This is a genomic window from Dactylosporangium sp. NPDC050688 (assembly GCF_040654515.1).
Classification (GTDB): Bacteria; Actinomycetota; Actinomycetes; order Mycobacteriales; family Micromonosporaceae; genus Dactylosporangium.
On sequence record NZ_JBFAIC010000112.1, the window covers coordinates 1 to 20,636 of the forward strand.

The window sequence follows — 20,636 nt, forward strand, 5'->3', positions numbered from 1 at the left end:
TCCCGGTCGATCCACACGACACCGGAATAGCACTGCTGTGGGGCCTGCCTGCCCGGGCTCGGGGCACGGACGACGTCCATGAACCTTCCTCTCTGGATGGAACTGTTGATTCGAGTTCGCCGGATCGGCCTCGCCGGCCGCCCGGCTGACGTGTCAGGTCTTGTAGTCGGCCCAGGACAGGTCCCACGCGGTCCAGCCGTCGCCGGGGTCCAGCGGCACCCCGGTGTTGCGCGTGATGACCGGGTCGCCGACGAGGGTCTGCTCGTACAGCCACTTCGCGTTCGCGGTCGAGACGTTGGTGCAGCCGTGGGAGACGTTGCGCCGGCCCTGGTCACCGACCGACCACGGTGCGGCGTGGATGTACTGGCCGCCCCACGTCAGCCGCATGGCGTACTGCACCGCGACGGTGTACTCCGGGGTGCGGAACACCGTCGCGGCCTCCCGCGACATGATCACGGTCGCGCCGCTCGACGTCGGCGTCGACGGCTTGCCGAGGCTCACCGGCATCGTCCGCACGAGCGCGTCGTTCTGGTAGACATTCAGCTGCTTGGTCGCGTTGTCGATGTCGATGGTCAGCTTCCGGCCGATCGTGACCGTCGCCGCGAAGTCCTCGTCGGCGTGGCCGTTGCCGATCCGTACGCCGTTGAGCGCCTTCCGCGCGGTGATCTTCGTGCCCGGCTGCCAGTACTGCTCCGGCCGGTACATCACCTGCCGGCCGCCGAACCAGTGCCACGCACCGGCCTGCGGCGGATCGCTCTTCACGAAGAGGCGCTGCTGCACGGCGGCGCGCGACTCCTGCGGGACGTCGGAGCCGAACTGCACGACGATCGGCATGCCGACGCCGTAGGTCCCGCCGTTGGTCAACATCAGGTCTGACGTGACGACCGGGCCGCTGGGCTTCGCCGCCGTGGTGAAGGCCGTCTCCCGGGTCACGGGCTTGTTGTCGGCGCCGACGGCGGTGACCTTCGCGGTGTAGGCCGTGCCGTAGCGCAGCGCGGTGGCGGGCACCCAGGAGGAGCCGTCGTCCCGGAACTCACCGGCGACCCGCTGGCCCGCCGCGTCGGTCAGGGCGACCTCGGTGATCTTCCCGTCGCTCACCTTCGTGCCGATCTCGGTGCTGACCGCCACCCCCGACTCGCCCGCCGCCGGGGTGAGGGCCAGTCCGACCGGCGGCGCGGGAGCGTTCCATTTCGCCGCCGTGTGCTTCTTCGGTGAACTGTGACATCCCGACAGGCCCAACTGCGCTCCCACCGCGAGCGCGATCAGCGCCACCGCGGTCCGGCCGGGCCTCATGTGCTCTGCCTGTGCATGGACATGGGGGCATCGTCGTGCGCAGGTGGGCGAGGCCGGGGCGGTAAACGAGTGACAATGCGAGGGACCTGCCGGCGCGCGGCGCCGTCCTACATGACGGCGTCCACGATCCGCTGTGCGAGCCCTTCCCATTTCGCGTAGGCGTCCGGGAAGGCCGACCGCTGCACCATCTGTGCCGCGACGGTGACGGCCAGCTGTTCCCAGCCCTGGATCCGGGACAGTGCCGCGTAGAACTTGCGTGCGGACTCGCGCGGATCCATCAGCTGGTCGACCGAACCCCAGCTCGGCCGCTGCTGGAAGAGGCCGACCGAGTCGTAGTCGTACCCCACGCCCTCGTTGGGGCGCTGCAGCGACTGCGGCACGTTCGGGTTCGCGAGGTTGCGCAGGTGGCTCTCCTGCAGGGCGGTGGCGATCCCCACGACGGCCGCCCGCCGCGGCAGGTTCAGCTGCCGGGCGACGTCGATGATCGCGACGGCGTTGTTCATCTCGGCCTGGGTCAGCCCGCCGACGGGCGCGTGGACGGTCGGCGACGGCGACGCCGGTTGTTCGGCGGACGGTGCCGGGGCGGCGTTCGTCGGTGTCGGGGCGGCCTTCGCCGCCGGCGGCGTGACGGTGCCGGTGGCGTCGGCGGGTTTCCGGGCGCGGCTGCGTGAGGCCGGCCCGTCGGCCGCCGAGCGTCCGGCGTCGACGGCGAACGCCGCGCTGTCCGCCGGCACGGCGACGGGTCCGGGTCCGGCCGACGACGACAGCGTCGTGGACAGGGCGATCGTCGCGACCGCGACGGCGGCCACGGCGTACCGGCGCAGCCTGGCGGGCACGGGTGCGTGCAGCCGGAGGCGGGCCGCGTGCAGCCGGAGGCGGGCCGCGTGCCGCCCCCGGCGGGAGCGGCGCAGATGGCGGGGACCGCGCGTCTGCGCGCCGCTGAGCTGCTGGTCGTTGTCGGCGCCCGGGAGCATCCGGCGAGCCTAGGGGTGACCCGGACCAGGGGGTGTGGCAGGCGTGCGAACCGGCCGCCCGGACACTGGGCAGGCCGCACGGCGCCTGGTGCGGTCGGCGAGGTGCACCGGGGCACGACGCAGCCGACCGGCAGGCGGCCGGTGCGCCCGCAGTCTGCACCCGGTCCGTTCGCTATGCCGTCGTCACGCCCGGTAGCCGCGCCGCGTGGGGGATCCGGTGTCGTTTTTCGCGGCCCGGTAGTGTCCTCGCATCCGCCCGGCCCGCCGTCACCCACCTCGGGTGACACCGCGGCGGATCCGCTGAGTCGCGTCCACGCGAGCCGGGGAACCGAGCACCACCGGGGTGAATCCGCGGGGCCTGGGCCTCGAGGTAGGGCGATCTTCCCGCCCGAACCCGTCAGCTAACCCGGTAGGCGGCACCGGAAGGAGCACTCCGTGCAGCCATTGACCCGGCATCACCCGTGTCGCGGCACCTCGACCCGCGGACCGGCCCGGTAGCCACCGGACCTCACCACACCGGCCGCCGGCCGGTGTGGCAGCCCCCCGCCCGGATCACGTCCGGCACCGGCAACAGCAGCCGTCATCCAGCATGTCTGTCGAGGTACCCGTGAGCTACCTGTACAAACCCAGGCACCACAGCCCCAGCCCCAGCCCCGTCCCGTTGCGCTCCCGCGTGCTGCCGATCGCAGTCGCCGCGGCGGTCCTCGCCGTGACATTGGTCGTCGGCGTGGCCGTGCAAGCCTCAGGCCCCGGCCTGTTGGCCGACGCGCAGTCGCTGACCTCCGCGGATTCGTCCCGGTCCGACGTCGGCCAGGCCGCACGCGACCGGCAGCGGACACAGGCGGCGCCCGACGCCGCAGCCGCCCCGTCGAAGGCCGCCGCCGGTGCGGCGCCGTCCACGCCCGCCCCGCCCGCCGCCACGTCGACCGCCCCGCCCGCCGCCACGGCCGGCACCACCGCACCGGCCGCCCCGGCGGCGAAGGAGCTCGCCTACCGGTTCGCCTGGCAGGAGAACTTCTACTTCTGCGGCCCGGCGGCGACCCGGATCGCACTGACCGCGCGGTCGATGTACCCGTCCCAGTCCGAGGTCGCCCAGAGCCTGCGCACGACCGTCAACGGCACCGACTCCGCCGACGACACGACCCGGACGCTCAACGCGTACACGAAGTCCTCCTTCTACAAGTCGCACTACATCACCGGTCAGTCGGCCACCCAGGCCGAGATCGACCGGATGCAGGCGGACATCGTCAACGCGATCGCCAACGGCTACGCCGTGGTCGCCAACATCACCGGCTCCGCCGTGGACGACAAGGGAGGCTCGCACGCGTACCCGGGCGGCCACTACATCGCGGTGGTGGGCTACAGCAACGGCGGCAAGACGGTGAAGATCGCCGACCCCGCCGACGCCCTGGGCGTCGGGCACTACACGCTGACGACGGCCAAGCTCGCGCACTGGACCGCCCTGCGCGGATACTCCGCCTGACGCGGCGGTCAGCGGCCAGCGGTCAGCGTCCCAGCGCCCGCACCCGGCTGGGCGGCCGGAACGCCTGGACCGGCTGGCCGCGCAGCGCGCCCGCCATGGTCTGTGCGACGGCGGTGTTGACCGAGCCGGCGATGCCGCTGCCCACGTGGTCGTTCGGGTTGTCCGCGTTCACCGCGATGCCGGCCGCGGCGATCTGCGGCGTGAAGCCGACGAACGTCTCGGTCGAGTTGCGCTCGGAGCTGCCGGTCTTGCCCGCGACCGGGCGACCGCCCAGGATGCCGGACACGTTCTCGGCCGTGCCGCCGTCGCACTTGTTGTACGCCGACGACCGGCTGACCGGGCACCGTGCCGCGTCGGTCGCGGCGGCCGCCACGTCCTCGCTGACCACCTGCCGGCACTTCGGCGCGGCGGCGTCGACCGGTTTGCCGTCGGAGTCGGTGATCGACAGTACCGGCAGCGGCTGGCAGTACAGGCCACCGGCGGCGATCGCCGCGTAGGCGTTGGCGAGGTCGAGCGGTGTGGTCGAGGCGACCCCGAGGGTGAACGATCCCCACTGGTCCGCCTTGGCCGCCATCGCCGCGTCCGCGCTGGAGCGGAACGTGATACCGAACCGCTGCGCCATCTCGACCACGCGGCGCGCGCCGATCTGCTGTTCGAGCCAGACGAAGTAGGTGTTGACCGAACGGCCGAAGCCGTTCCACATCGTGCGGTCCCCGTCCATCCAGCTCGGGGAGTCGTTCCCCGGGCACCACCTGCCACCGCAACTGCCCGGGCCGCTGCCCGGCCACACGGTCGCCAGCCGGCTCGGTGCTTTGTACCTGGTGCTCAACGGCATGCCCGCGTCGAGCGCGGCCAGCATCGTGAACATCTTGAACGTCGAACCCGCCTGATACCCGGCGACGCCACCACCGCCCGCGATGAGCTGGTTGACGGTGTTCGGGTACTGCGGATGCTGGCGCGGGTTGGGATCCAGGCTGTAGCGGCGGTTGACGGCCATCGCGAGGACCCGGCCGGTGCCGGGGGTGACGACGGCCAGCGGCATCGACCGCGCGCTGCCGTAACCGTAGACGCTCAGGGACTGGTTGAGCGCGATCGCCTGGATCCCAGGGTCGAGCGACGTGACCACCGTGTAGCCGCCGGTGCGCAGCGCATCGTCGCGTTCGGCGCGCGTGGCGCCGAACTCCGGCTGGCTGCCCCACCACTGGCGGAAGTAGTCGCAGAAGAAGCCCCAGTCGTTGTGCGCCTGCGGGACGGACACGCAGTTGTTGGGCAGCCCGCGCTGCGTGAGCTTCAGCTCCTGGGCCTGCGCCGCGGCGGCGTCCGAGGCGCTGATCACTCCCATCTTCGTCATCGCGTCGAGCGTGTAGGCGCGGCGCCGCAGGGCCGCGTCGCGGTCGCCGCTGATCGGGTTGTCGCCGTCCGGTGACTGCAGCAGCCCGGCGAGCAGCGCCGCCTCGGGCAGCGTCAGCTCCAGGGCCGACTTGCCGAAGTACGTCTGGCTGGCGGCGTAGACGCCGTAGGCGCCGGCACCGAAGTAGGCGATGTTCAGGTACCCCTTGAGGATGTCCTGCTTGCTCAGGTGCTGTTCCAGCATCGTCGCGTAGCGCATCTCGCGGACCTTGCGGGCGGGCGTGTCGGCGACCGCGTCGACCCGCTGCTGCGGCGACAGGCTCGGATCGTTCCTCAGCACGTTGCGCACGTACTGCATCGTCAGCGTCGAGGCGCCCTGCTGGGCGCCGCCCCGGCCGTTGGAGACCAGCGCGCGCAGGACGCTTTTGCCGTCGACACCGCGGTGCTGGTAGAAGCGGGTGTCCTCGGCCGCGACGACGGCCTGCTGGAGCACCGGTGCGATCTGCTCCAGCGGCACGTCCTTGCGGTACTCGTCGTAGAACGTGGTGATGAGCGTCTTGCCGTCATTGGCGTAGACGTAGGTGGCCTGCGGCGGCGGTGGCAGCGCCAGGTCCGAGGGGAGGTTCCGCCAGACGTCGCGGCCGGCGTTCACCGTGGAGCCGCCGATGAGCGCGAGCGGCAGCACGCTCGCGGCCACGACCAGACCCGAGATGACGCCGCACAGCACGAGCCGGCCGAGCGCCCTGAACGCGCGGGCTGAGCGACCCGGCGCCTCGGCTGCCGCACGGCGGGTGCCGGCGCTGTGCTGGGACCGGCGTCGGGCGCGGACGAGGCGCATTGGCTTCTCCCAATCAGACAACAGGTGGTTCGCTTGCCGCCGATCCGAGAAGGACCGATGTGACCGGCGCGCCGTTACCCGGGGGGTACCGGGCCAAACGGCAGGGGCGCCCGGCCGCCCGGATGGTCACCCCCGGACCGGGCTAGCCCGCCCGCGTGCCGGTGATCCCCCTGGTGGGAGCGATCGGATGACGGCCGGGCAATCAGGGGCCCGACCTCGGCGGGCTCTGTTCGGCTGGATCGCGCGGCGCACGGTGGCCGTTCGAACGGGGGCTCAGCCGCACCGACGGCAGCTCACCGGCGACGGCTCACCGGCGACCGCCGACAGAGCGGTCCGCGGCCCGACACCGCTGCCACGCGAGGCGACCGAAGGGAAACGACGCCCATGTGCGGCTTCCTGATGTACGTGGGGGACTTCCCCATCTCCCCGGAGACCCTTGGACAGGTGGAACGGCAACTGGAGTTGCTCGACCACCGCGGCCCCGACGACATGGCCCTGGAACGGTCAGGGCAGTGCGTGGCGGCCGGCTTCAAACGGCTCGCCATCATCGACGTGCACGGCAGCCGGCAGCCGCTGCGGTATCCGCCGAGCGGGCCGGACGCGGGCCGGTGGACACTGGTCTTCAACGGCGAGATCTACAACTTCGAGGCGCTGCGCGAGGAACTGATCCGCGTGCACGGCGCGCAGTTCGCCACGGACGGCGACAGCGAGGTGGTCGCCGCCGCCTACCACTACTGGGGCGAGGCGGCGCTCGACCGGTTCCGTGGCATGTTCGCGTTCGTCCTCTGGGACGAGACCACCGAGACGGTGCACGCGGCGCGGGACCAGTTCGGGATCAAACCGCTGTACTACCTGCCGACCCTCGAAGGACTGTGGCTGTCGAGCGAGAAGCCGCCGCTGCTGGGGATCGCCGGCGGGGAACTCGACCAGACCGCGCTGTCGCTCTACCTGACGATGCAGTACGTGCCCGAGCCGTACACCCTGCACCGGCACATCGCGCGGCTGCCCAGCGGCGGGCTGCTCACCCGCGCGCTCGGCTACCCGCCGGTGGTCCGGCGGCGCGGCAGGCCGAAATTCCGGCCGGACCCCGCGGTCTCCGAAGCGTCCATCGTGGACGAACTGCGCGACGCGCTGCGGGAGAGCGTGCGATGCCACCTGCGCGCGGACGTCCCGGTCGGCGCGTTCCTGTCCAGCGGGATCGACTCGACCGCCATCGTCGCGCTCGCCGCCGAGGTCCATCCCCGCCTGCGCGCCTTCACCGCCGGCTTCGACACCCCCACCGCGTTCTCCGAGTTCGACGTGGCCGAGCGGTCGGCCCGGCACCTGGGCGTCGAACTGGTGCCCGCCATCGTCAAGCCGGAGCAGGTGATGGAGGCACTGCCGCGCATCATCTGGCACCTGGGCGACCCGGTCGCCGACCCGTCGATCGTCCCGCTGTACTTCCTGGCGCAGACGGCCGCCGAACACGTCACCGTGGTGCTGTCGGGCGAGGGCGCGGACGAGCTCGCCGGCGGCTACACCATCTACCGGGAGCCGCGGTCCCTCGCACCGGTGCGCCGCCTCGGCGAACCGATCCAGCGCGGCCTGCGTGCTCTGGCCCGGGCGGTCCCCGAGGGGGTCAAGGGCAAGAGCTACCTGCTGCGGGCCACGACGCCGATCGAGACGCGGTACTTCGGCAACGCCCGCGTCCTCGGCGACGAGGAGAAGGCACGGATCCTCCTGGGCGGCGAGCCGGGGGTGGGCCACCCGCACGTGACCGCGGCGCTCTACGCCGAGGCGGCGGACCTCGACGAGGTCACCACCATGCAGCACATCGACGTCAACACGTGGTTGCCCGGCGACATCCTGACCAAGGCCGACCGCATGTCGATGGCACACTCGCTGGAGCTGCGCGTGCCGTTCCTGGACAGGGGCGTGTTCGAGGTCCTGTCGCGGCTGCCCGACCGGCTGAAGGTGCCGGCCCGCAGCCGGACCACCAAGTACGCGCTGCGCCGGGCCCTCGAGGGCATCGTGCCGGACTTCATCGTCGACCGGCCGAAGCTCGGCTTTCCGACGCCGGCCCGCCGGTGGCTGCGCGCCGAACTCGCGGAATGGGCCCACCACGTGCTGTCCACGTCGGGAGCCGGGCACCTGATCGACCTCGACTACGCGCACGACATGCTGAAACAGCACGAACGCGGCGACGCCGACAACGCCCGGAAGCTGTGGATCCTGCTGTCGTTCTGCCTGTGGCACGGCATCTTCGTCGACGGCTCGATCGTGCCGACGCTGCCCGAGCGCCGCCCCCGTCCCGTGGGCGCCGGGTGACGGCCGCCCCTGCCCGCCACCACGACGGCTCACGCCGACCGTGCGCGCCGGACCGTGTGCGCTGACCGTGCGCGCGGGGCCGTGTGTGCCGGACCGTGCGTGTGCCGTCGTCGCGCCCGGTGACCGCAGGCCGGCGGGGAACGCTCCTCCCGGCGGTCTCCTTCGGCACGGTCGCGAACGATGACGGCCTCGACCCCAGCCTCGCCGGTGTCGAGGCATGCAGGCGCCGGTGGAGCCGGACGCGAACGGCACCGTCCCGGCGGCCTCAGGTCCCGCGCGAACGACGGCGGCAGCGACCCCGACCCCTGCGGGGTCGAGGCCGGCAGGTGCCGGTGGAGCCGGACGAGTCCGGCACGCTCCCGGCGGCCTCAGTCCCGTGCCGGGCCGGTGGCGTCACCGCGCATCGAGCCACCGGCGGGTTCCGCGCGGCGGACCGGCCGGCGGGCCGCTCGCCGGCCCGCCGGCCGGACCTGCCCGCAGCCGATCGGGTGCCGTCCGCCGGGAGGCCCGGGCGGCACGGCCGATCACGACGGCTCCGGCTCGCCGAGGGCGTCGAGGATGTGCTGGCCGAACTTGGCGAGCTTGTTCTCGCCGACACCGCTGATCGTCGACAGCTGCGCGAGCGTCGTGGGTGCCTCCGTGGCGATCTGCCGCAGCGTCGCGTCGTGGAAGATGACATACGCCGGGACGCCCTGCTCCTTCGCCGTCGCCGAACGCCACGCACGCAGTCGCTCGAACAGCGGCGCCGCCTGCGCCGGCAGCTCCGCCGTGGCGGCTGCGCCGCGCTGCTTGGCGACCTTCGCCGCCGACACGGGCCGCTCCGGCTCCCGGCGCAACATCACCTGCCGCCGCCGGCCGAGCACCTCCGCGCTGTCGTCGGTGAGCACCAGCGTGCCGTAGTCACCCTCGACCGCGAGCAGCCCTTGCGCGAGCAGCTGCCGCACCACCGCCCGCCACTCGGGCTCCCGCAGGTCGGCGCCGACCCCGAACACCGTCAGCTCGTCGTGGTGCCACTGCACGACCTTGTCGGTCTTCTTGCCGAGCAGGATGTCGATGCACTGCCCCGCGCCGAACTTCTGGTTGCGCTCCTTCTGCAGCCGGTACACCGTCGACAGCAGCTTCTGCGCCGCCACCGTGCCGTCCCAGGACTCCGGCGGGCTCAGGCACGTGTCGCAGTTGCCGCACGGACCGCTCTGCTGCCCGAAGTAGGCCAGCAGCTGCACCCGCCGGCACTCCACCGTCTCGCACAGCGCCAGCATCGCGTCGAGGTGCCGTGCCAGCCCTCGCCGGTGCGCGGCGTCGCCCTCGGACCCCTCGATCATCTTGCGCTGCTGGACCACGTCCTGCAGCCCATAGGCCAGCCACGCGTTGGACGGCAGGCCGTCCCGCCCGGCCCGGCCCGTCTCCTGGTAGTAGCCCTCCACCGACTTCGGCAGGTCCAGGTGCGCGACGAACCGCACGTCGGGCTTGTCGATGCCCATCCCGAACGCGATCGTGGCGACCATGACCAGGCCGTCCTCCCGCAGGAACCGCGCCTGGTTGTCCGCCCTGACCCGCGCGTCGAGCCCCGCGTGATACGGCAGCGCGGGCACGCCATTGTCCTTGAGGAACTCCGCGATCTTCTCCACGCTGGAGCGTGACAGGCAGTAGACGATGCCGGCGTCGCCGCGGTGCTCGGTGCGCAGCAGCTCCAGCAGCTGCCGCCGCGGCTCCAGCTTCGGCACGATCCGATACTGGATGTTGGGCCGGTCGAAGTTCGACACGAAGTGCCGCGCCCCGGTCAGCCCCAGCCGGGTGGCGATCTCCTTGTGGGTGGCCGTCGTCGCGGTCGCCGTCAGCGCGATCCGCGGCACGTCCGGCCACCGCTCGTGCAGCACCGACAGGTTGAGATAGTCGGGCCGGAAGTCGTGGCCCCACTGTGACACACAGTGCGCCTCGTCGATCGCGAACAGCCCGATCCGCCCTCGCTCCAGCAGCCGCATCGTCTGCGGGGACGCGAGGGCCTCCGGCGCGAGATAGAGCAGGTCGAGCTCGCCGCCGACGAACGCGGCCTCGACCGCCCGCCGGCTGTCGAGGTCGAGCGTCGAATTGACGAACCCGGCCCGCACCCCCAGCGCCGTCAGCGCGTCGACCTGGTCCTGCATCAGCGCGATCAGCGGCGAGATCACCACCCCGGTGCCCTCGCGGACCAGCGCCGGGATCTGATAGCACAGCGACTTGCCGCCGCCGGTCGGCATCAGCACGAGCGCGTCGCCACCGGCGATGACGTGCTCGATGATCTCCCGTTGGCTGCCCCGGAACGTGTCATAGCCGAACACCCGGCGCAGGACCTCGATCGCCGGCCCGGCCGTCTCAACTCCAACGGTGCTCTCCACGCGGCGATTCTACGAGCGGCGACCGACAAGAATCGCCGCCGTGACGGCCGGTGAACGATGTGGTTACTGACTGAACACGATCGGGCGCACCTCGACGGCGTTCCACTTCGTGTCGGGGATCATCGCGGCGAGCTCCACCGCCCGCTCCTTCGACTCGCATTCGACCAGGTAGAAGCCGGCGAGGAACTCCTTGGCCTCCACGTACGGCCCGTCGGTCACCGTCTGCGCGCCGGCCCTGATCCGGACCACCGCGCTCTCCTTCGGATCGGCCAGGGCGTGCGTGCTCACCATCTCGCCCGATTCGGTGATCGTCGTGATGAACCGCTCGTGCCCGGCCATCACCTCGTCCACGTCGGTCTGCGTCAGCGTCGCCCAGACGTCCGGGTTCATGTGGATCAGCAGCAGATACTTCATGGAAGCCGCCCTTTCAGCGTCGGTGTCTTTCCGGGAACAGGTCGGTGCCGGCAGGCGCCGCTCGACACACACCCGCGCTACGGTTCGGTCGTCGCGGCCGGCTCAGCCGACCTTGACCGCGGCGGGCAGCGGCAGCGACCTCGTCAGCTTGGTCAACGCCGCGGTCGCCTTCGCGTACTGCGTCCCGTTCGGGTGCACCGACAGCACCGCCACGATGTACCGGTCGCCGTCACCGACCGTGCCCGTGGTGTGCAGGACCTCGCCGCTCATGTCCGGCTGGTTGGGTGCGGCGGCGTCCACGAACCGGCCCTGCCCGCCACCGCCGGGCAGGGCCGCGCCGGCCACGCACGGCGTCGCCGGGTTGTCGCCGAACCCGGACCAGCCCTGCTTCGCCGACCACGGTTTCCGGAACGAAGCCGGAATGCCGAACGACTGGTCGTAGCGGTCCGTCCCGCACTTCGTCGACTGGTGCAGGTCGCCCATGATGACGTCGCGCACCGGCGCCGGCGCCTTGTCGAGGACGTACCGGTACACCCGTACCAGGTCACCCGCGCTCACGGCGGTGTACCCCCAGTAGCCCGGCTGGTTCGCCGGCGGCGGTGCAGTGTCCTGCAGCCCCAGCCGCTGCACCATCCGGATCACGATCTCCCGCTGACCGCGCGCCTTCCACAATCCGGTCGCGGCGGCGTCGTCGCTGCTGCGCAGCATGATGTCCAGCTTCGACCGGTCCGCCGCCGGCACCGTGTAGGACGGCCCCCGATCCCAGAAGTAGTCCAGCGCGATCAGCAGCTTCACCAGTGACGCCGACCGGAACCGCCAGCTCGCCTTCTGCTGCACCACGAACGTCCCCTGCTGCCGGTCGAAGATCACGATCCCGGCCGTCACCCCGGCCGGCACCGCGACCGTCACCGCACCGGACGGTGACGGGGAGGCCGCCGGGGAGGTCGCGGAGGGTACCGCCGAGGCACTGCCCACGGCGCCGCTGCCCGACGGGGCGGGCCGGGCGGCCTGCGCGGCGCCTGGATCCTCGGACCCGCACCCGGCCACGACGAGCATGAGTCCCGCGACCACGGCACTGAGCACGAACCGCGCCCGCCCTGCCCCGGCCGCGTCCCGCGCCGGCGGAAGCGTCGACGGGGTGATAGCCGCCGGCTGGGTGACCAGGGTCGAAAGCATGGCCCATCCTCACGCTCCGTCTGCTTGATCACAAACCCCCGGGCGGTATTTTGCGTGAGGTGGCCGGGGCGGGAGCGTTCGCCGAGGCCGGGTGGGGTCCGGCGTGCGTCACCATGGCGGGGTGGGGGACCGGGGGCGTCCGTGGTGGGCCGTTCTCGTCCTGGCGGTCCCGGTGGCGTTGCTGCTCGCCGGGCTGTGGAAGGCGATCGCGCTGTTCACCGCCGTGTGCGCCGCCGTGGTCACGCCGGTGCTGGCCGGGCAGTGGTGGAGCCGTCACCGGCAGCGGGCGGCGCATGCGGGCGGGGCGCAGGTGTGGGCCGGGCACCTGGCGCTGGACAGCGCCGTCGGGCTCTGGGAGGTCGGCGTCGGCGCGGCATTCCTGTTCGGTGCGGGTGTACCGGTGCGCCTCACACCACGCCCGCTCGGGCTCCTCGTCGAGCGGCGCCGGTCCCGACTGCACCAGGTCGCGACCCGCCACGGTGCAGCGCCGGGAGCCGGCGGTCCCGAATCAGGCGGCGGTCCGGGCAGGGGGCCGATCCTCGTCTCGTGGGCCGACATCGCGGCGGTGCGGCAGGCCCGGCCGACCCGGGTCACCGACTGGGGCCGGGTCGGCGTGCTGCCGTTCGACGTCATCGAGGTGGTGCTGCACGGCGGCGGGGTGCTGCCGTTCGCCACGCCGGACGCGGCCGGGCTCGCCGACATGGTCGCGCTGCGGACCGCCGCCGGACCCGGATCGGCGGACCAGCAACCCGGGTGATCGACCGTAGACGCAGAGTGGCTGGGTTGCGCCGGTTTCTGGCGCTTCCGTACGGTGGTCTTCCATGGCGGAACTGATCGAGATCGGTGTCTGGTTCGAGGGCCGGCCGATCACCGTTGAGCAGGGCCTCGACCGGTTCGAGGCGCTGCGGCGCGGTGACACGGGATGGGCCGCGGCGGACCCGGGGATCGAGCGGTTCCACCGCGAGGTGCTCGCCGGGATCGACGCGGCGTGGTGGGCCGGGCCGGCCGTCGCGGCGGACACGCACGTGCTGGTCAGCCTCCAGCCGGACACGCCGGAGGAACTGCTGCACTTCGTGCACAGGCTCGCCGACGAGTGCGAGCTGCTGTGCTTCCAGCGGCCCGGCCGGCACCAGCCTGCCGCACTGTGGCAGCCACGCCGGCTGCTGCGCGTACCGGTGCCGCGGCTGTCGACCGAGGACGGCTCGCTCGCGCACCACCCGACCCGCGAGGACATCCGGGAGTTCCTCGGCCGGCTCGACGCGGGCAACCCGTCGGCTGTGCTGTGGCGCGTCGACGGGTCGTCGATCCGCGTCTCGTTCGTGCCCGAGCAGCGCCGCTGGCGTGTGGAGACCGTGGTCGGCGACGAGCGGGACGAGTCGGTGCAGGACGACCTGGCCGGCGTGGCCGAGCAGTTCGAGGCGTTCGCCCGTTCGTGACCCACACCTGTCATGGCCGGTCGCCGGCGGTCTGCTCGCCCTCGCCGCGGCCATGGTACGGACTCCGGACGGTGAGCTGGGTGCGGTGGTACGCCGGGGACACCACCTCGTCCAGCATCGCCGCCGCGAGATCGGCATAGGTCGTCGTGCCGTCGACGTGGCGACGGTCGTCGAACAGTTCGTAGGCGCCGCTGCCCGGCTCGTCGACGAGCTGCATCGTCGGGGTGAACAGCACCCAGTCGACCGGCCCGCCCTCCAGCGCGGCCAGCTCCGCCACGCGGCCCAGCGAGAACGGGCGGTACGCGGCGGGGAAGCCGGCACCCTCGTACACCTTCAGGCCGTCCGGTCCTTCGAGCGTCGTCGCCAGCCCCACCACCAGCAACCGGCCGACCCCGGCGCGGGTCAGGCCGTCGAGCAGCGACAGTGTGCCGTCGCCGTACAGCCGCGCCGGGTCGAGGTCCGCGGTGTAGACGGCACTCACCGCGACGTCGTGGCCGGCGGCGACGGCCGCGACCGACGCCGCGTCCGTGACGTCACCGGCGACCGCATCCGCCACGTCCGGGTGCCGCCGCGGGTCCCGCACGACCGGCGTCACCCGCAACCCTCGCGCACGCGCTGCCGCCGTGATCCGCCGACCGGCCCGTCCACCCGCTCCGAACACCACCACAGAGGTCATGCCGGGCACCGTAGAGCCCGGGACGCCGGTAACCGCAACGTAACCGAGGCGTGCGCTACGTTCGGCTGCGTGAGCGAACCACTGCCGCGCGACCTGTTCGACCCCGCGTGCCCGTCGAACGCCACACCGTTCCAGATCGGCGACAAGTGGGCCGGGATGGTGCTGGTCTGCCTCCGCGACCAGCCGCGCCGCTTCACCGAACTGCGGGTGCCGATGCACCGCGTCTCCGCGAAGGTCCTCACCGAGACGCTGCGCGCCCTCGAACGCGACGGCATGATCACTCGTACGGCTCACGACGAGGTCCCGCCCCGCGTCGAGTACGCGCTCACCCCACTGGGCCGGACCCTGTTCCCGGCCATGGACGCCTGCCGCGCCTGGGCCGCCGAACACCTCCCCGCGGTCCTCGAGGCCCGCGACGACTACGCACGACGGAGTGCCTGATGTTCCACCGGTACGTGGCGATCGGCGACAGCACCACCGAGGGCATGGACGATCCCGACGGCGCCGGCGGCTACCGGGGCTGGGCGGACCGGTTCGCCGCGCACGTCGCCCGCGCGCAGCCCGGCCACCCGCTCGAGTACGCGAACCTCGCCGTCCGCGGGCGCACCACCGCCCGGATCCGCGCCGAGCAGCTGCAGCCGGCCGTCGACCTGGCCCCGGACCTCGCCACCGTCGTCGCCGGCATGAACGACATCCTGCGCACGTCGTTCGACGTCGCCGCCGTCGCCGGTGACCTCCTCGCCATGCAGCAGGCCCTGATCGCGCGGGGCGCCACAGTGCTGACGTTCACGCTGCCCGACCCGGTGCCGGTGATGCCGATCGCGAAGCCGCTGCGCGGTCGGGTCGTCGCCCTCAACACCGCGATCCGCAAGGCGTGCGCGGACAGCGGCGCGATCCTGCTGGACCTCGGCGCGCACCCGGTCGCCTCCGATCCGCGGCTGTGGAGCGACGACCGGCTGCACGCCAACAGCGCCGGCCACGAACGCATCGGCGCCGCGCTCGCCCACGCCGTCGGGCTGCCCGGCACCGACGACACGTGGACACTGCCGCTGCCGGCCGCCCCGGTCCGCCGCCGGCACGAGGTGCTGCGCGCGGAGCTGGCGTGGAGCCGTCGGCACCTGCTGCCGTGGGCCGGCCGGCACCTTCTCGGCCGCTCGTCCGGCGACGACCGGTCCCCGAAACGCCCCGTCCCGCTGCCGGTGGAGGTCACCGGCCCCTGAGCGGCCGCCGCGCCGCTGCCAGGGGCCTTTGCGCCGTTGCCCGGGGCCCCGGTGCCGTTGCCCGGGGCCCTGGTGCCGCTGCCAGAGGTCTCGGTGTCGTTGTCAGGGGTCTCGGTGTCGTTGTCAGGGGTTTCGGCGCCGCTGTCAGGGGACGAGGATGACCTTGCCCCGGACGTGGCCGGACTGGCTCAGGTCGTGGGCCGCGGCCGCCTCGGCGAAGGGGAACACCCGCTCGACCGGCATGGTGAAGCGGCCCTGCCGGTACAGGTCTGCGGCCTCCCGCAGGGTGTCCCAGGCGCGCCCCTCCGAGCCGTCGGTGACGCGGGCGCCGAGCTTCGGCGCGTCGAAGTCGACGATGCTGACCACGTTTGCGGGGACGCCGGTGAGGGCGATCAGGTCGGCGACGGCGCCGCGCCCCGCGGTGTCGAGGGCCAGGTCGACGCCCTGCGGCGCGACAGCGCGGACGCGCTCGACGAGGCCTTCACCGTACGTGACGGGGACGGCGCCGAGCGAACGCAGGAAGTCATGGTTGCGTTCGCTCGCGGTGCCGATGACCGTCGCGCCGCGGGCGACCGAGAGCTGTGTCGCCGCGATCCCGACCCCGCCGGCGGCGCCGTTGACGACGATCGTCTGGCCCTTGTCGACGCCGAGCAGCGCGAGGGCGCGGCCGGCCGCCTCGACGACCCCGGGCAGGCCGGCGGCCTCCTCGAATGGCATCCCGGACGGCTTGGCCACCCAGAACTTCAGCACCGCGAACTCGGCGGCCCCGCCACCGGCCGCCACCCCGAACACCTCGTCGCCGACCTGCGGCGCCGCGGCCGCGTCGGCGCCGTCCACGGCCGGGCCGACGGCGTCGACCACACCCGCGACGTCGCCGTGGGGGATCACCGGCAGCCGGGTCGGGGTCGTGTCACCGAAGGCGCCGCTGCGGACCTTCCAGTCGAACGGGTTGATCCCGACGGCACGCACCCGGACCCGGACCTGCCCGGGGCCGGGCCGCGGCTCGTCGACGTCGACGACGTGCAGGACGCTCGACGGGCCGTATTCGGCATACCGCAACGCTTTCACGTGAGCCACCTCCGATGGCGAACGAACAGAGCCGGGCAGAACGAGTGGGGCGACGTCCGGCCGTCCCGAACCGACACCTCGCTACCCCAGCGCGCGGGCCCGGAACGGGCGCGTCCGTGGAACCCCGGCCCGCCACCCGGGGATGGCCGCGCACCTGCCAGGCGACACGAACCGGCCCGGGGACAAGGTCAGGTGTTGAGCGGCCGGCGGGCGACCAGCAGCACGTGCGTGTCCGGCCACGGCAGCGGCGTGCCGTCCTCGGCGGACAGCCGCGCCACCGGGTCGAGCCGGTGCTCGACGATCCAGTCGTTGCGCCAGGCGTGCGAAGCGTCGTCGACCTCGAAGCCGATGTCGGTCAGCAGCGCCTTCCAGTCGGCGAACTCCAGGCCGCAGAACTGCTCGTGCGCCTCGGACAGCCAGTTGTCGGGATAGTCCTTGTGGGTGAGGAACTCCATCGCGTCGCTCAGGGCGATGTCGACGGTGCCGTCGGGCAGGGCGTCGAACGGCAGCGGGAAGTGGAAGTCGGCGGCGAACCGGTCCAGCCGGGCGCGTGCCGGCAGCCCCTCGACCAGGGCGGAGATCTCCTCCCGCGACAGGCCGGTCAGGTCTGCGGGCGGCCCCGCGGCGGCGCCCTGCAGCGCCAGCCGTACCCGCCGCACCCGGTTGTCGGGGCCGCACACGTCGGAGTTGATCCAGACGCCGCCGGGCACCGTGTGGTCGTAGATGGCCTGGGCGAAGCGGCGCAGCGAGTCCATCCGCTGCCCGTAGGACCAGATCTCGTGCGTCAGCGCGAACGTCAGCGTCGTGTCGACCGACCGCGGCGGGAACACGGCACCGCCGAGCACGTTGCGGCAGTAGAAGTAGACGTTGGGGTTGGTGAACCAGCCCTGCGCCTTGCGGTGCACGCACTCCTCGAACAGGTGCCGGGCGACCTCGACCCCGATCAGGTCGCTCTCGCGCAGCGCCGGCTCCCGGTCGGCGAGGGCGAGGACCGCGCCGGCGCCGCAGCCGATGTCGACGATCCGGCCGGGCCGCACGTGCCGGCGCACCAGGTCCCACTTGCGCTCGGCGCTCGCCTCGAACGCCTCGGCGTAGGTGCGGTAGTCGCGGGTCGTGGTGAGCCCGCCCTCCTCGCCGACGACGGGGTCGTTGACGACCTGCGCGACCTGCTCCTCGAGCCGGTAGCGGTCGTAGACGTCGAGGCTCGCCGGGTGGGCGAGGTCCCGCCACGCCGGGTCGCCGGCGGCGAGGCGCAGCAGCACGTCCCACGGCCGGTCCGGCGCCGGGTCATGCTCGGCCTCGACCCCGGCGATCTCGAACCCGAGCTCGGCATACATGGCGGCGACCTCGGGCGTGGAGCACGCCACGACCGTGTCGTGCGGGGTCAGCGTCTGCCCGAGCACCGACTCCACGCTCTTGAGGGTGACCTCGGCGAACCGGTCGGTGTGCGCGGTGTCGAACACCGGCACCACCAGCGACCGCAGCCCCTCCTGGACGCTGAACCGCTCGATCGCCGCCTGCCGCCGGTCATAGCCGACAGGGTTGCGTTTCGTGTTCTGGTGGTTGGCGCTCGTCACCGCCCACACGACGGTGCGCCGGCCCTCACCGGCGAGCCCGCGCAGGTAGCCCGCCTGGAACCTGGTCAGCAGGTGATGGCGGCCGGGGAACAGGACGAAGCGCTCCACCGCTCAGCCCTCGGCGGCGGGCGCCGGCCCGGCGTGCTGCACGACCTCGAACTCCAGCAGGCTGGCCCCGGACGCGACGGGCTTGCCCCGCTCGCCGGAGTGCGCCTCCATCGCGGGACCCTTCGCCCACGCCTGGAAATCCTCCTCGGACTCCCACTTGGTGTAGACGAAGTAACGGGTCTCGCCGGCCACGGGGCGCAGCAGCTCGAACCCCAGGAAGCCCTTCGACCCCTCCACGGCGCCGTGCCTGGCGCCGAACCGGCGCTCCAGCTCGGGACCTGCACCCTCGGGAACCTCGATCGCGTTGATCTTCACAACTGCCATGCCCCCAACCCTAGCGGTCACCTCCGACAGTTCCGCCCCGTCACGGATGAGCGCGATGGGGGAGCCGGGCGGTGGGCGTACACCTGCCGCGGCCGCAACCGAATGCGTTGGGACGCCGCCGGTGGCGGGTGCGAGAATCGCCCCGTGACCGATGTGCTTGATGATCTGCAGTGGCGGGGCCTGATCGCGCTCTCGACGGACCTCGACGAGTTGCGCGCGGAGATGGCGAAGGGACCGCTGACGTATTACTGCGGCTTCGACCCCACGGCCCCCAGCCTGCACATCGGCAACTTCCTGCAGATCATGACCGTGCGGCGGCTGCAGCTGGCCGGGCACCGCCCGCTGGCGCTCGTCGGTGGCGCCACCGGCCTGATCGGCGACCCCCGCCCGACCGCGGAGCGCCAGCTCAACTCGGCGGACACGGTCGCCGAGTGGGTGGAGCGGATCCGCGCGCAGATCGAGCCGTTCCTCGACTTCTCCGGCGACAACGCGGCGCGGATGGTCAACAACCTGGACTGGACCGCACCGATGTCGGCGATCGACTTCCTGCGCGACATCGGCAAGCACTTCAGGGTCAACAAGATGCTGACCAAGGACGCGGTGAGCGCACGCCTCAACTCCGACGCCGGCATCAGCTACACCGAGTTCAGTTACCAGATCCTGCAGGGGATGGACTTCCTGGAGCTGTTCCGCCGGTACGGTTGCCGCCTGCAGACCGGAGGCAGCGACCAGTGGGGCAACCTGACCGCCGGCACCGACCTGATCCGGCGGGTCGCCGGGGAGTCCGTGCACCTGCTGGCCACGCCGCTGCTGGTCAACAGCGCGGGGGAGAAGCTCGGCAAGTCCACCGGCGGCGGCAGTCTGTGGATGGACGCGTCGATGACGTCGCCGTACTCGCTGTACCAGTACTTCGTGAACCTCGACGACGACCTGGTCGGCGGGCTGTTGCGCAAGCTGACGTTCCTGTCCCGGGAGGAGATCGAGACCCTGGAGAAGGAGACGGCGGATCGGCCCGCGGCCCGGATCGGGCAGCGGCGCCTGGCCGAGGAGATCACCCGGATCGTGCACGGGGCGCACGAGACCGAGCAGGTGATCGCCGCGTCGCAGGCACTCTTCGGCCGTGGCGAGCTCGCGTCGCTGTCGGCGTCGACACTGCGCGCCGCGTTGTCGGAGGCCGGTCTGGTACGGGCAGCGCCCGGCACCTCCGTCGCCGACCTGTTCATCGCGGCGGGCCTCGTCAGCAGCCGCAACGAGGCGCGGCGCACGGTCGCTGAGGGCGGCGCGTACGTGAACAACGAGCGGGTCAGCGACGCGGAGGAGGTCATCGCCGCGGAGCGCGCCCTCGCCGGCGGCCTGCTGGTGCTCCGCAAGGGCAAGCGCACCTTCGCGGGGGTCGAGCTCGGCTCGATTTGACTCTGTCGACGTACTCCACGTAGCTTTTGCGAGCGCCACGGGGCACCTGCCCGGTGGCGCTCTGCGCGACCAGGGTTCACGACCATCACCGAGCGAGTGATCGATTTGGTGGAGATCGGGAAGCCGGGTAAGGTAGATGACCGGCAGGGAAACGGACGACGTCGTCGGACGGCCTGCCGAGCCAAGCGACTGACGGCCGGGTGACCGGACGAAGGTCGGGCCCTCGAGGCGGACGGCAGCCAGACGACAGCGTCGATTTGGATGCGGGCCGCGGAGCGGGTAAGGTTTACAGCCGGCAGGGACACGGACGAGGCACGCGGGTCGCTTAAACGAGCCGCAGCGGACGTCCTGCCGAAACCATACGACACTCGACCGGGGTACCGGAAGAGTCCTCGTGTGTCCGCGAAACGGGACAAAGTACGGCGAGCCGGACTTGACACCGCAAAGCGGAGCAGCTAGACTAAGTGGGATAAACTGCCCCGGGTGAGTTGAGTCGGCAACGGCGAGGCTCAGCGGTGTGTGTTGGTTGTTTGAGAACTCAACAGGGTGCTTGTTAAGCCAGTGCCAATTGATTGACCCCGTGACACGCTTGTCGTGTCCGAGG

General features: G+C 72.2%; 17 protein-coding genes and 1 riboswitch. Of the genes, 7 read left to right on the forward strand and 10 right to left on the reverse strand.

Annotation, left to right across the window (positions count from 1 at the left end; translation table 11 throughout):
• Positions 1–153 precede the first annotated feature (153 nt).
• Both AB0H83_RS49215 and AB0H83_RS49220 read right to left on the reverse strand, forming a co-directional pair.
• Positions 154–1,293 carry an Ig-like domain-containing protein gene (locus AB0H83_RS49215; protein WP_360110028.1) on the reverse strand — a complete coding sequence of 380 codons (1,140 nt, stop codon included), beginning with the start codon at positions 1,291–1,293 and terminating at the stop codon, positions 154–156.
• 107 nt (positions 1,294–1,400) lie between these two features.
• A complete protein-coding gene (locus AB0H83_RS49220) occupies positions 1,401–2,267 on the reverse strand; it encodes a hypothetical protein (RefSeq protein ID WP_360110031.1) in 867 nt (288 codons plus the stop codon).
• Positions 2,268–2,555: 288 nt separating this feature from the next.
• A riboswitch (cyclic di-AMP (ydaO/yuaA leader) is annotated at positions 2,556–2,698 on the forward strand.
• Positions 2,699–2,874: 176 nt separating this feature from the next.
• Between AB0H83_RS49220 and AB0H83_RS49225 the strand changes: the two genes are divergently transcribed.
• Positions 2,875–3,750, forward strand: coding sequence for a C39 family peptidase (locus AB0H83_RS49225; protein WP_360110034.1), 876 nt, complete (start codon positions 2,875–2,877; stop codon positions 3,748–3,750).
• 22 nt (positions 3,751–3,772) lie between these two features.
• Here AB0H83_RS49225 and AB0H83_RS49230 read toward each other — a convergent pair whose 3' ends face one another.
• Entirely contained in the window at positions 3,773–5,938 is a 2,166-nt protein-coding gene (locus AB0H83_RS49230) for a transglycosylase domain-containing protein (RefSeq protein ID WP_360110037.1), read from the reverse strand.
• Positions 5,939–6,337: 399 nt separating this feature from the next.
• On the opposite strand from AB0H83_RS49230, the gene asnB reads away from it, so the two are divergent.
• Entirely contained in the window at positions 6,338–8,245 is a 1,908-nt protein-coding gene (gene asnB / locus AB0H83_RS49235; RefSeq protein WP_360110076.1) for an asparagine synthase (glutamine-hydrolyzing), read from the forward strand.
• 524 nt (positions 8,246–8,769) lie between these two features.
• Here the strand turns inward: asnB and recQ are convergent.
• The 3 genes from recQ to AB0H83_RS49250 all read right to left on the reverse strand — a co-directional run bounded on the left by recQ (position 8,770) and on the right by AB0H83_RS49250 (position 12,210).
• The gene (recQ, locus tag AB0H83_RS49240; RefSeq protein WP_360110040.1) at positions 8,770–10,620 is read right to left on the reverse strand and encodes a DNA helicase RecQ; all 1,851 of its coding nucleotides are present in this window, start codon (positions 10,618–10,620) and stop codon (positions 8,770–8,772) included.
• Positions 10,621–10,683: 63 nt separating this feature from the next.
• A complete protein-coding gene (locus AB0H83_RS49245; protein WP_360110043.1) occupies positions 10,684–11,034 on the reverse strand; it encodes a YciI family protein in 351 nt (116 codons plus the stop codon).
• Positions 11,035–11,136: 102 nt separating this feature from the next.
• Complete coding sequence (locus AB0H83_RS49250; RefSeq protein WP_360110046.1) at positions 11,137–12,210, reverse strand: hypothetical protein; 1,074 nt, start codon at positions 12,208–12,210, stop codon at positions 11,137–11,139.
• 121 nt (positions 12,211–12,331) lie between these two features.
• On the opposite strand from AB0H83_RS49250, the gene AB0H83_RS49255 reads away from it, so the two are divergent.
• Positions 12,332–12,967 (forward strand): hypothetical protein, encoded by a 636-nt coding sequence (locus AB0H83_RS49255; RefSeq protein WP_360110049.1) that lies wholly within the window; start codon positions 12,332–12,334, stop codon positions 12,965–12,967.
• Between the two features lie 64 nt (positions 12,968–13,031).
• The gene (locus AB0H83_RS49260; RefSeq protein WP_360110052.1) at positions 13,032–13,646 is read left to right on the forward strand and encodes a hypothetical protein; all 615 of its coding nucleotides are present in this window, start codon (positions 13,032–13,034) and stop codon (positions 13,644–13,646) included.
• A 10-nt stretch (positions 13,647–13,656) separates the two neighbouring features.
• Here the strand turns inward: AB0H83_RS49260 and AB0H83_RS49265 are convergent, their stop codons facing one another.
• Positions 13,657–14,322 carry an NAD(P)H-binding protein gene (locus tag AB0H83_RS49265; protein ID WP_360110055.1) on the reverse strand — a complete coding sequence of 222 codons (666 nt, stop codon included), beginning with the start codon at positions 14,320–14,322 and terminating at the stop codon, positions 13,657–13,659.
• A 69-nt stretch (positions 14,323–14,391) separates the two neighbouring features.
• Between AB0H83_RS49265 and AB0H83_RS49270 the strand changes: the two genes are divergently transcribed.
• Both AB0H83_RS49270 and AB0H83_RS49275 read left to right on the forward strand, forming a co-directional pair.
• Complete coding sequence (locus AB0H83_RS49270; protein ID WP_360110058.1) at positions 14,392–14,763, forward strand: helix-turn-helix domain-containing protein; 372 nt, start codon at positions 14,392–14,394, stop codon at positions 14,761–14,763.
• Positions 14,763–15,542 (forward strand): SGNH/GDSL hydrolase family protein, encoded by a 780-nt coding sequence (locus AB0H83_RS49275; RefSeq protein WP_360110061.1) that lies wholly within the window; start codon positions 14,763–14,765, stop codon positions 15,540–15,542. Before AB0H83_RS49270 ends, AB0H83_RS49275 begins: the two co-directional genes overlap by 1 nt.
• Positions 15,543–15,686: 144 nt before the next feature.
• Here the strand turns inward: AB0H83_RS49275 and AB0H83_RS49280 are convergent, their stop codons facing one another.
• From AB0H83_RS49280 to AB0H83_RS49290, 3 genes are all read right to left on the reverse strand, one after another.
• Entirely contained in the window at positions 15,687–16,610 is a 924-nt protein-coding gene (locus AB0H83_RS49280; RefSeq protein WP_360110064.1) for an NADP-dependent oxidoreductase, read from the reverse strand.
• 188 nt (positions 16,611–16,798) lie between these two features.
• Complete coding sequence (locus AB0H83_RS49285; protein WP_360110067.1) at positions 16,799–18,295, reverse strand: class I SAM-dependent methyltransferase; 1,497 nt, start codon at positions 18,293–18,295, stop codon at positions 16,799–16,801.
• 3 nt (positions 18,296–18,298) lie between these two features.
• Positions 18,299–18,619 carry an antibiotic biosynthesis monooxygenase gene (locus tag AB0H83_RS49290; RefSeq protein ID WP_360110070.1) on the reverse strand — a complete coding sequence of 107 codons (321 nt, stop codon included), beginning with the start codon at positions 18,617–18,619 and terminating at the stop codon, positions 18,299–18,301.
• Positions 18,620–18,763: 144 nt separating this feature from the next.
• Here AB0H83_RS49290 and tyrS point away from each other — a divergent pair, with 144 nt between their 5' ends.
• The gene (gene tyrS / locus AB0H83_RS49295; protein WP_360110073.1) at positions 18,764–20,032 is read left to right on the forward strand and encodes a tyrosine--tRNA ligase; all 1,269 of its coding nucleotides are present in this window, start codon (positions 18,764–18,766) and stop codon (positions 20,030–20,032) included.
• Positions 20,033–20,636: the final 604 nt, after the last annotated feature.

Coding starts and splice junctions, on each gene's coding strand:
- AB0H83_RS49215 (WP_360110028.1), bottom strand. CDS start 1,293: ATGAGGCCCGGCCGGACCGCGGTGGCGCTGATCGCGCTCGCGGTGGGA.
- AB0H83_RS49220 (WP_360110031.1), bottom strand. CDS start 2,267: ATGCTCCCGGGCGCCGACAACGACCAGCAGCTCAGCGGCGCGCAGACG.
- AB0H83_RS49230 (WP_360110037.1), bottom strand. CDS start 5,938: ATGCGCCTCGTCCGCGCCCGACGCCGGTCCCAGCACAGCGCCGGCACC.
- asnB (WP_360110076.1), top strand. CDS start 6,338: ATGTACGTGGGGGACTTCCCCATCTCCCCGGAGACCCTTGGACAGGTG.
- AB0H83_RS49245 (WP_360110043.1), bottom strand. CDS start 11,034: ATGAAGTATCTGCTGCTGATCCACATGAACCCGGACGTCTGGGCGACG.
- AB0H83_RS49250 (WP_360110046.1), bottom strand. CDS start 12,210: ATGCTTTCGACCCTGGTCACCCAGCCGGCGGCTATCACCCCGTCGACG.
- AB0H83_RS49260 (WP_360110052.1), top strand. CDS start 13,032: ATGGCGGAACTGATCGAGATCGGTGTCTGGTTCGAGGGCCGGCCGATC.
- AB0H83_RS49265 (WP_360110055.1), bottom strand. CDS start 14,322: ATGACCTCTGTGGTGGTGTTCGGAGCGGGTGGACGGGCCGGTCGGCGG.
- AB0H83_RS49275 (WP_360110061.1), top strand. CDS start 14,763: ATGTTCCACCGGTACGTGGCGATCGGCGACAGCACCACCGAGGGCATG.
- AB0H83_RS49290 (WP_360110070.1), bottom strand. CDS start 18,619: ATGGCAGTTGTGAAGATCAACGCGATCGAGGTTCCCGAGGGTGCAGGT.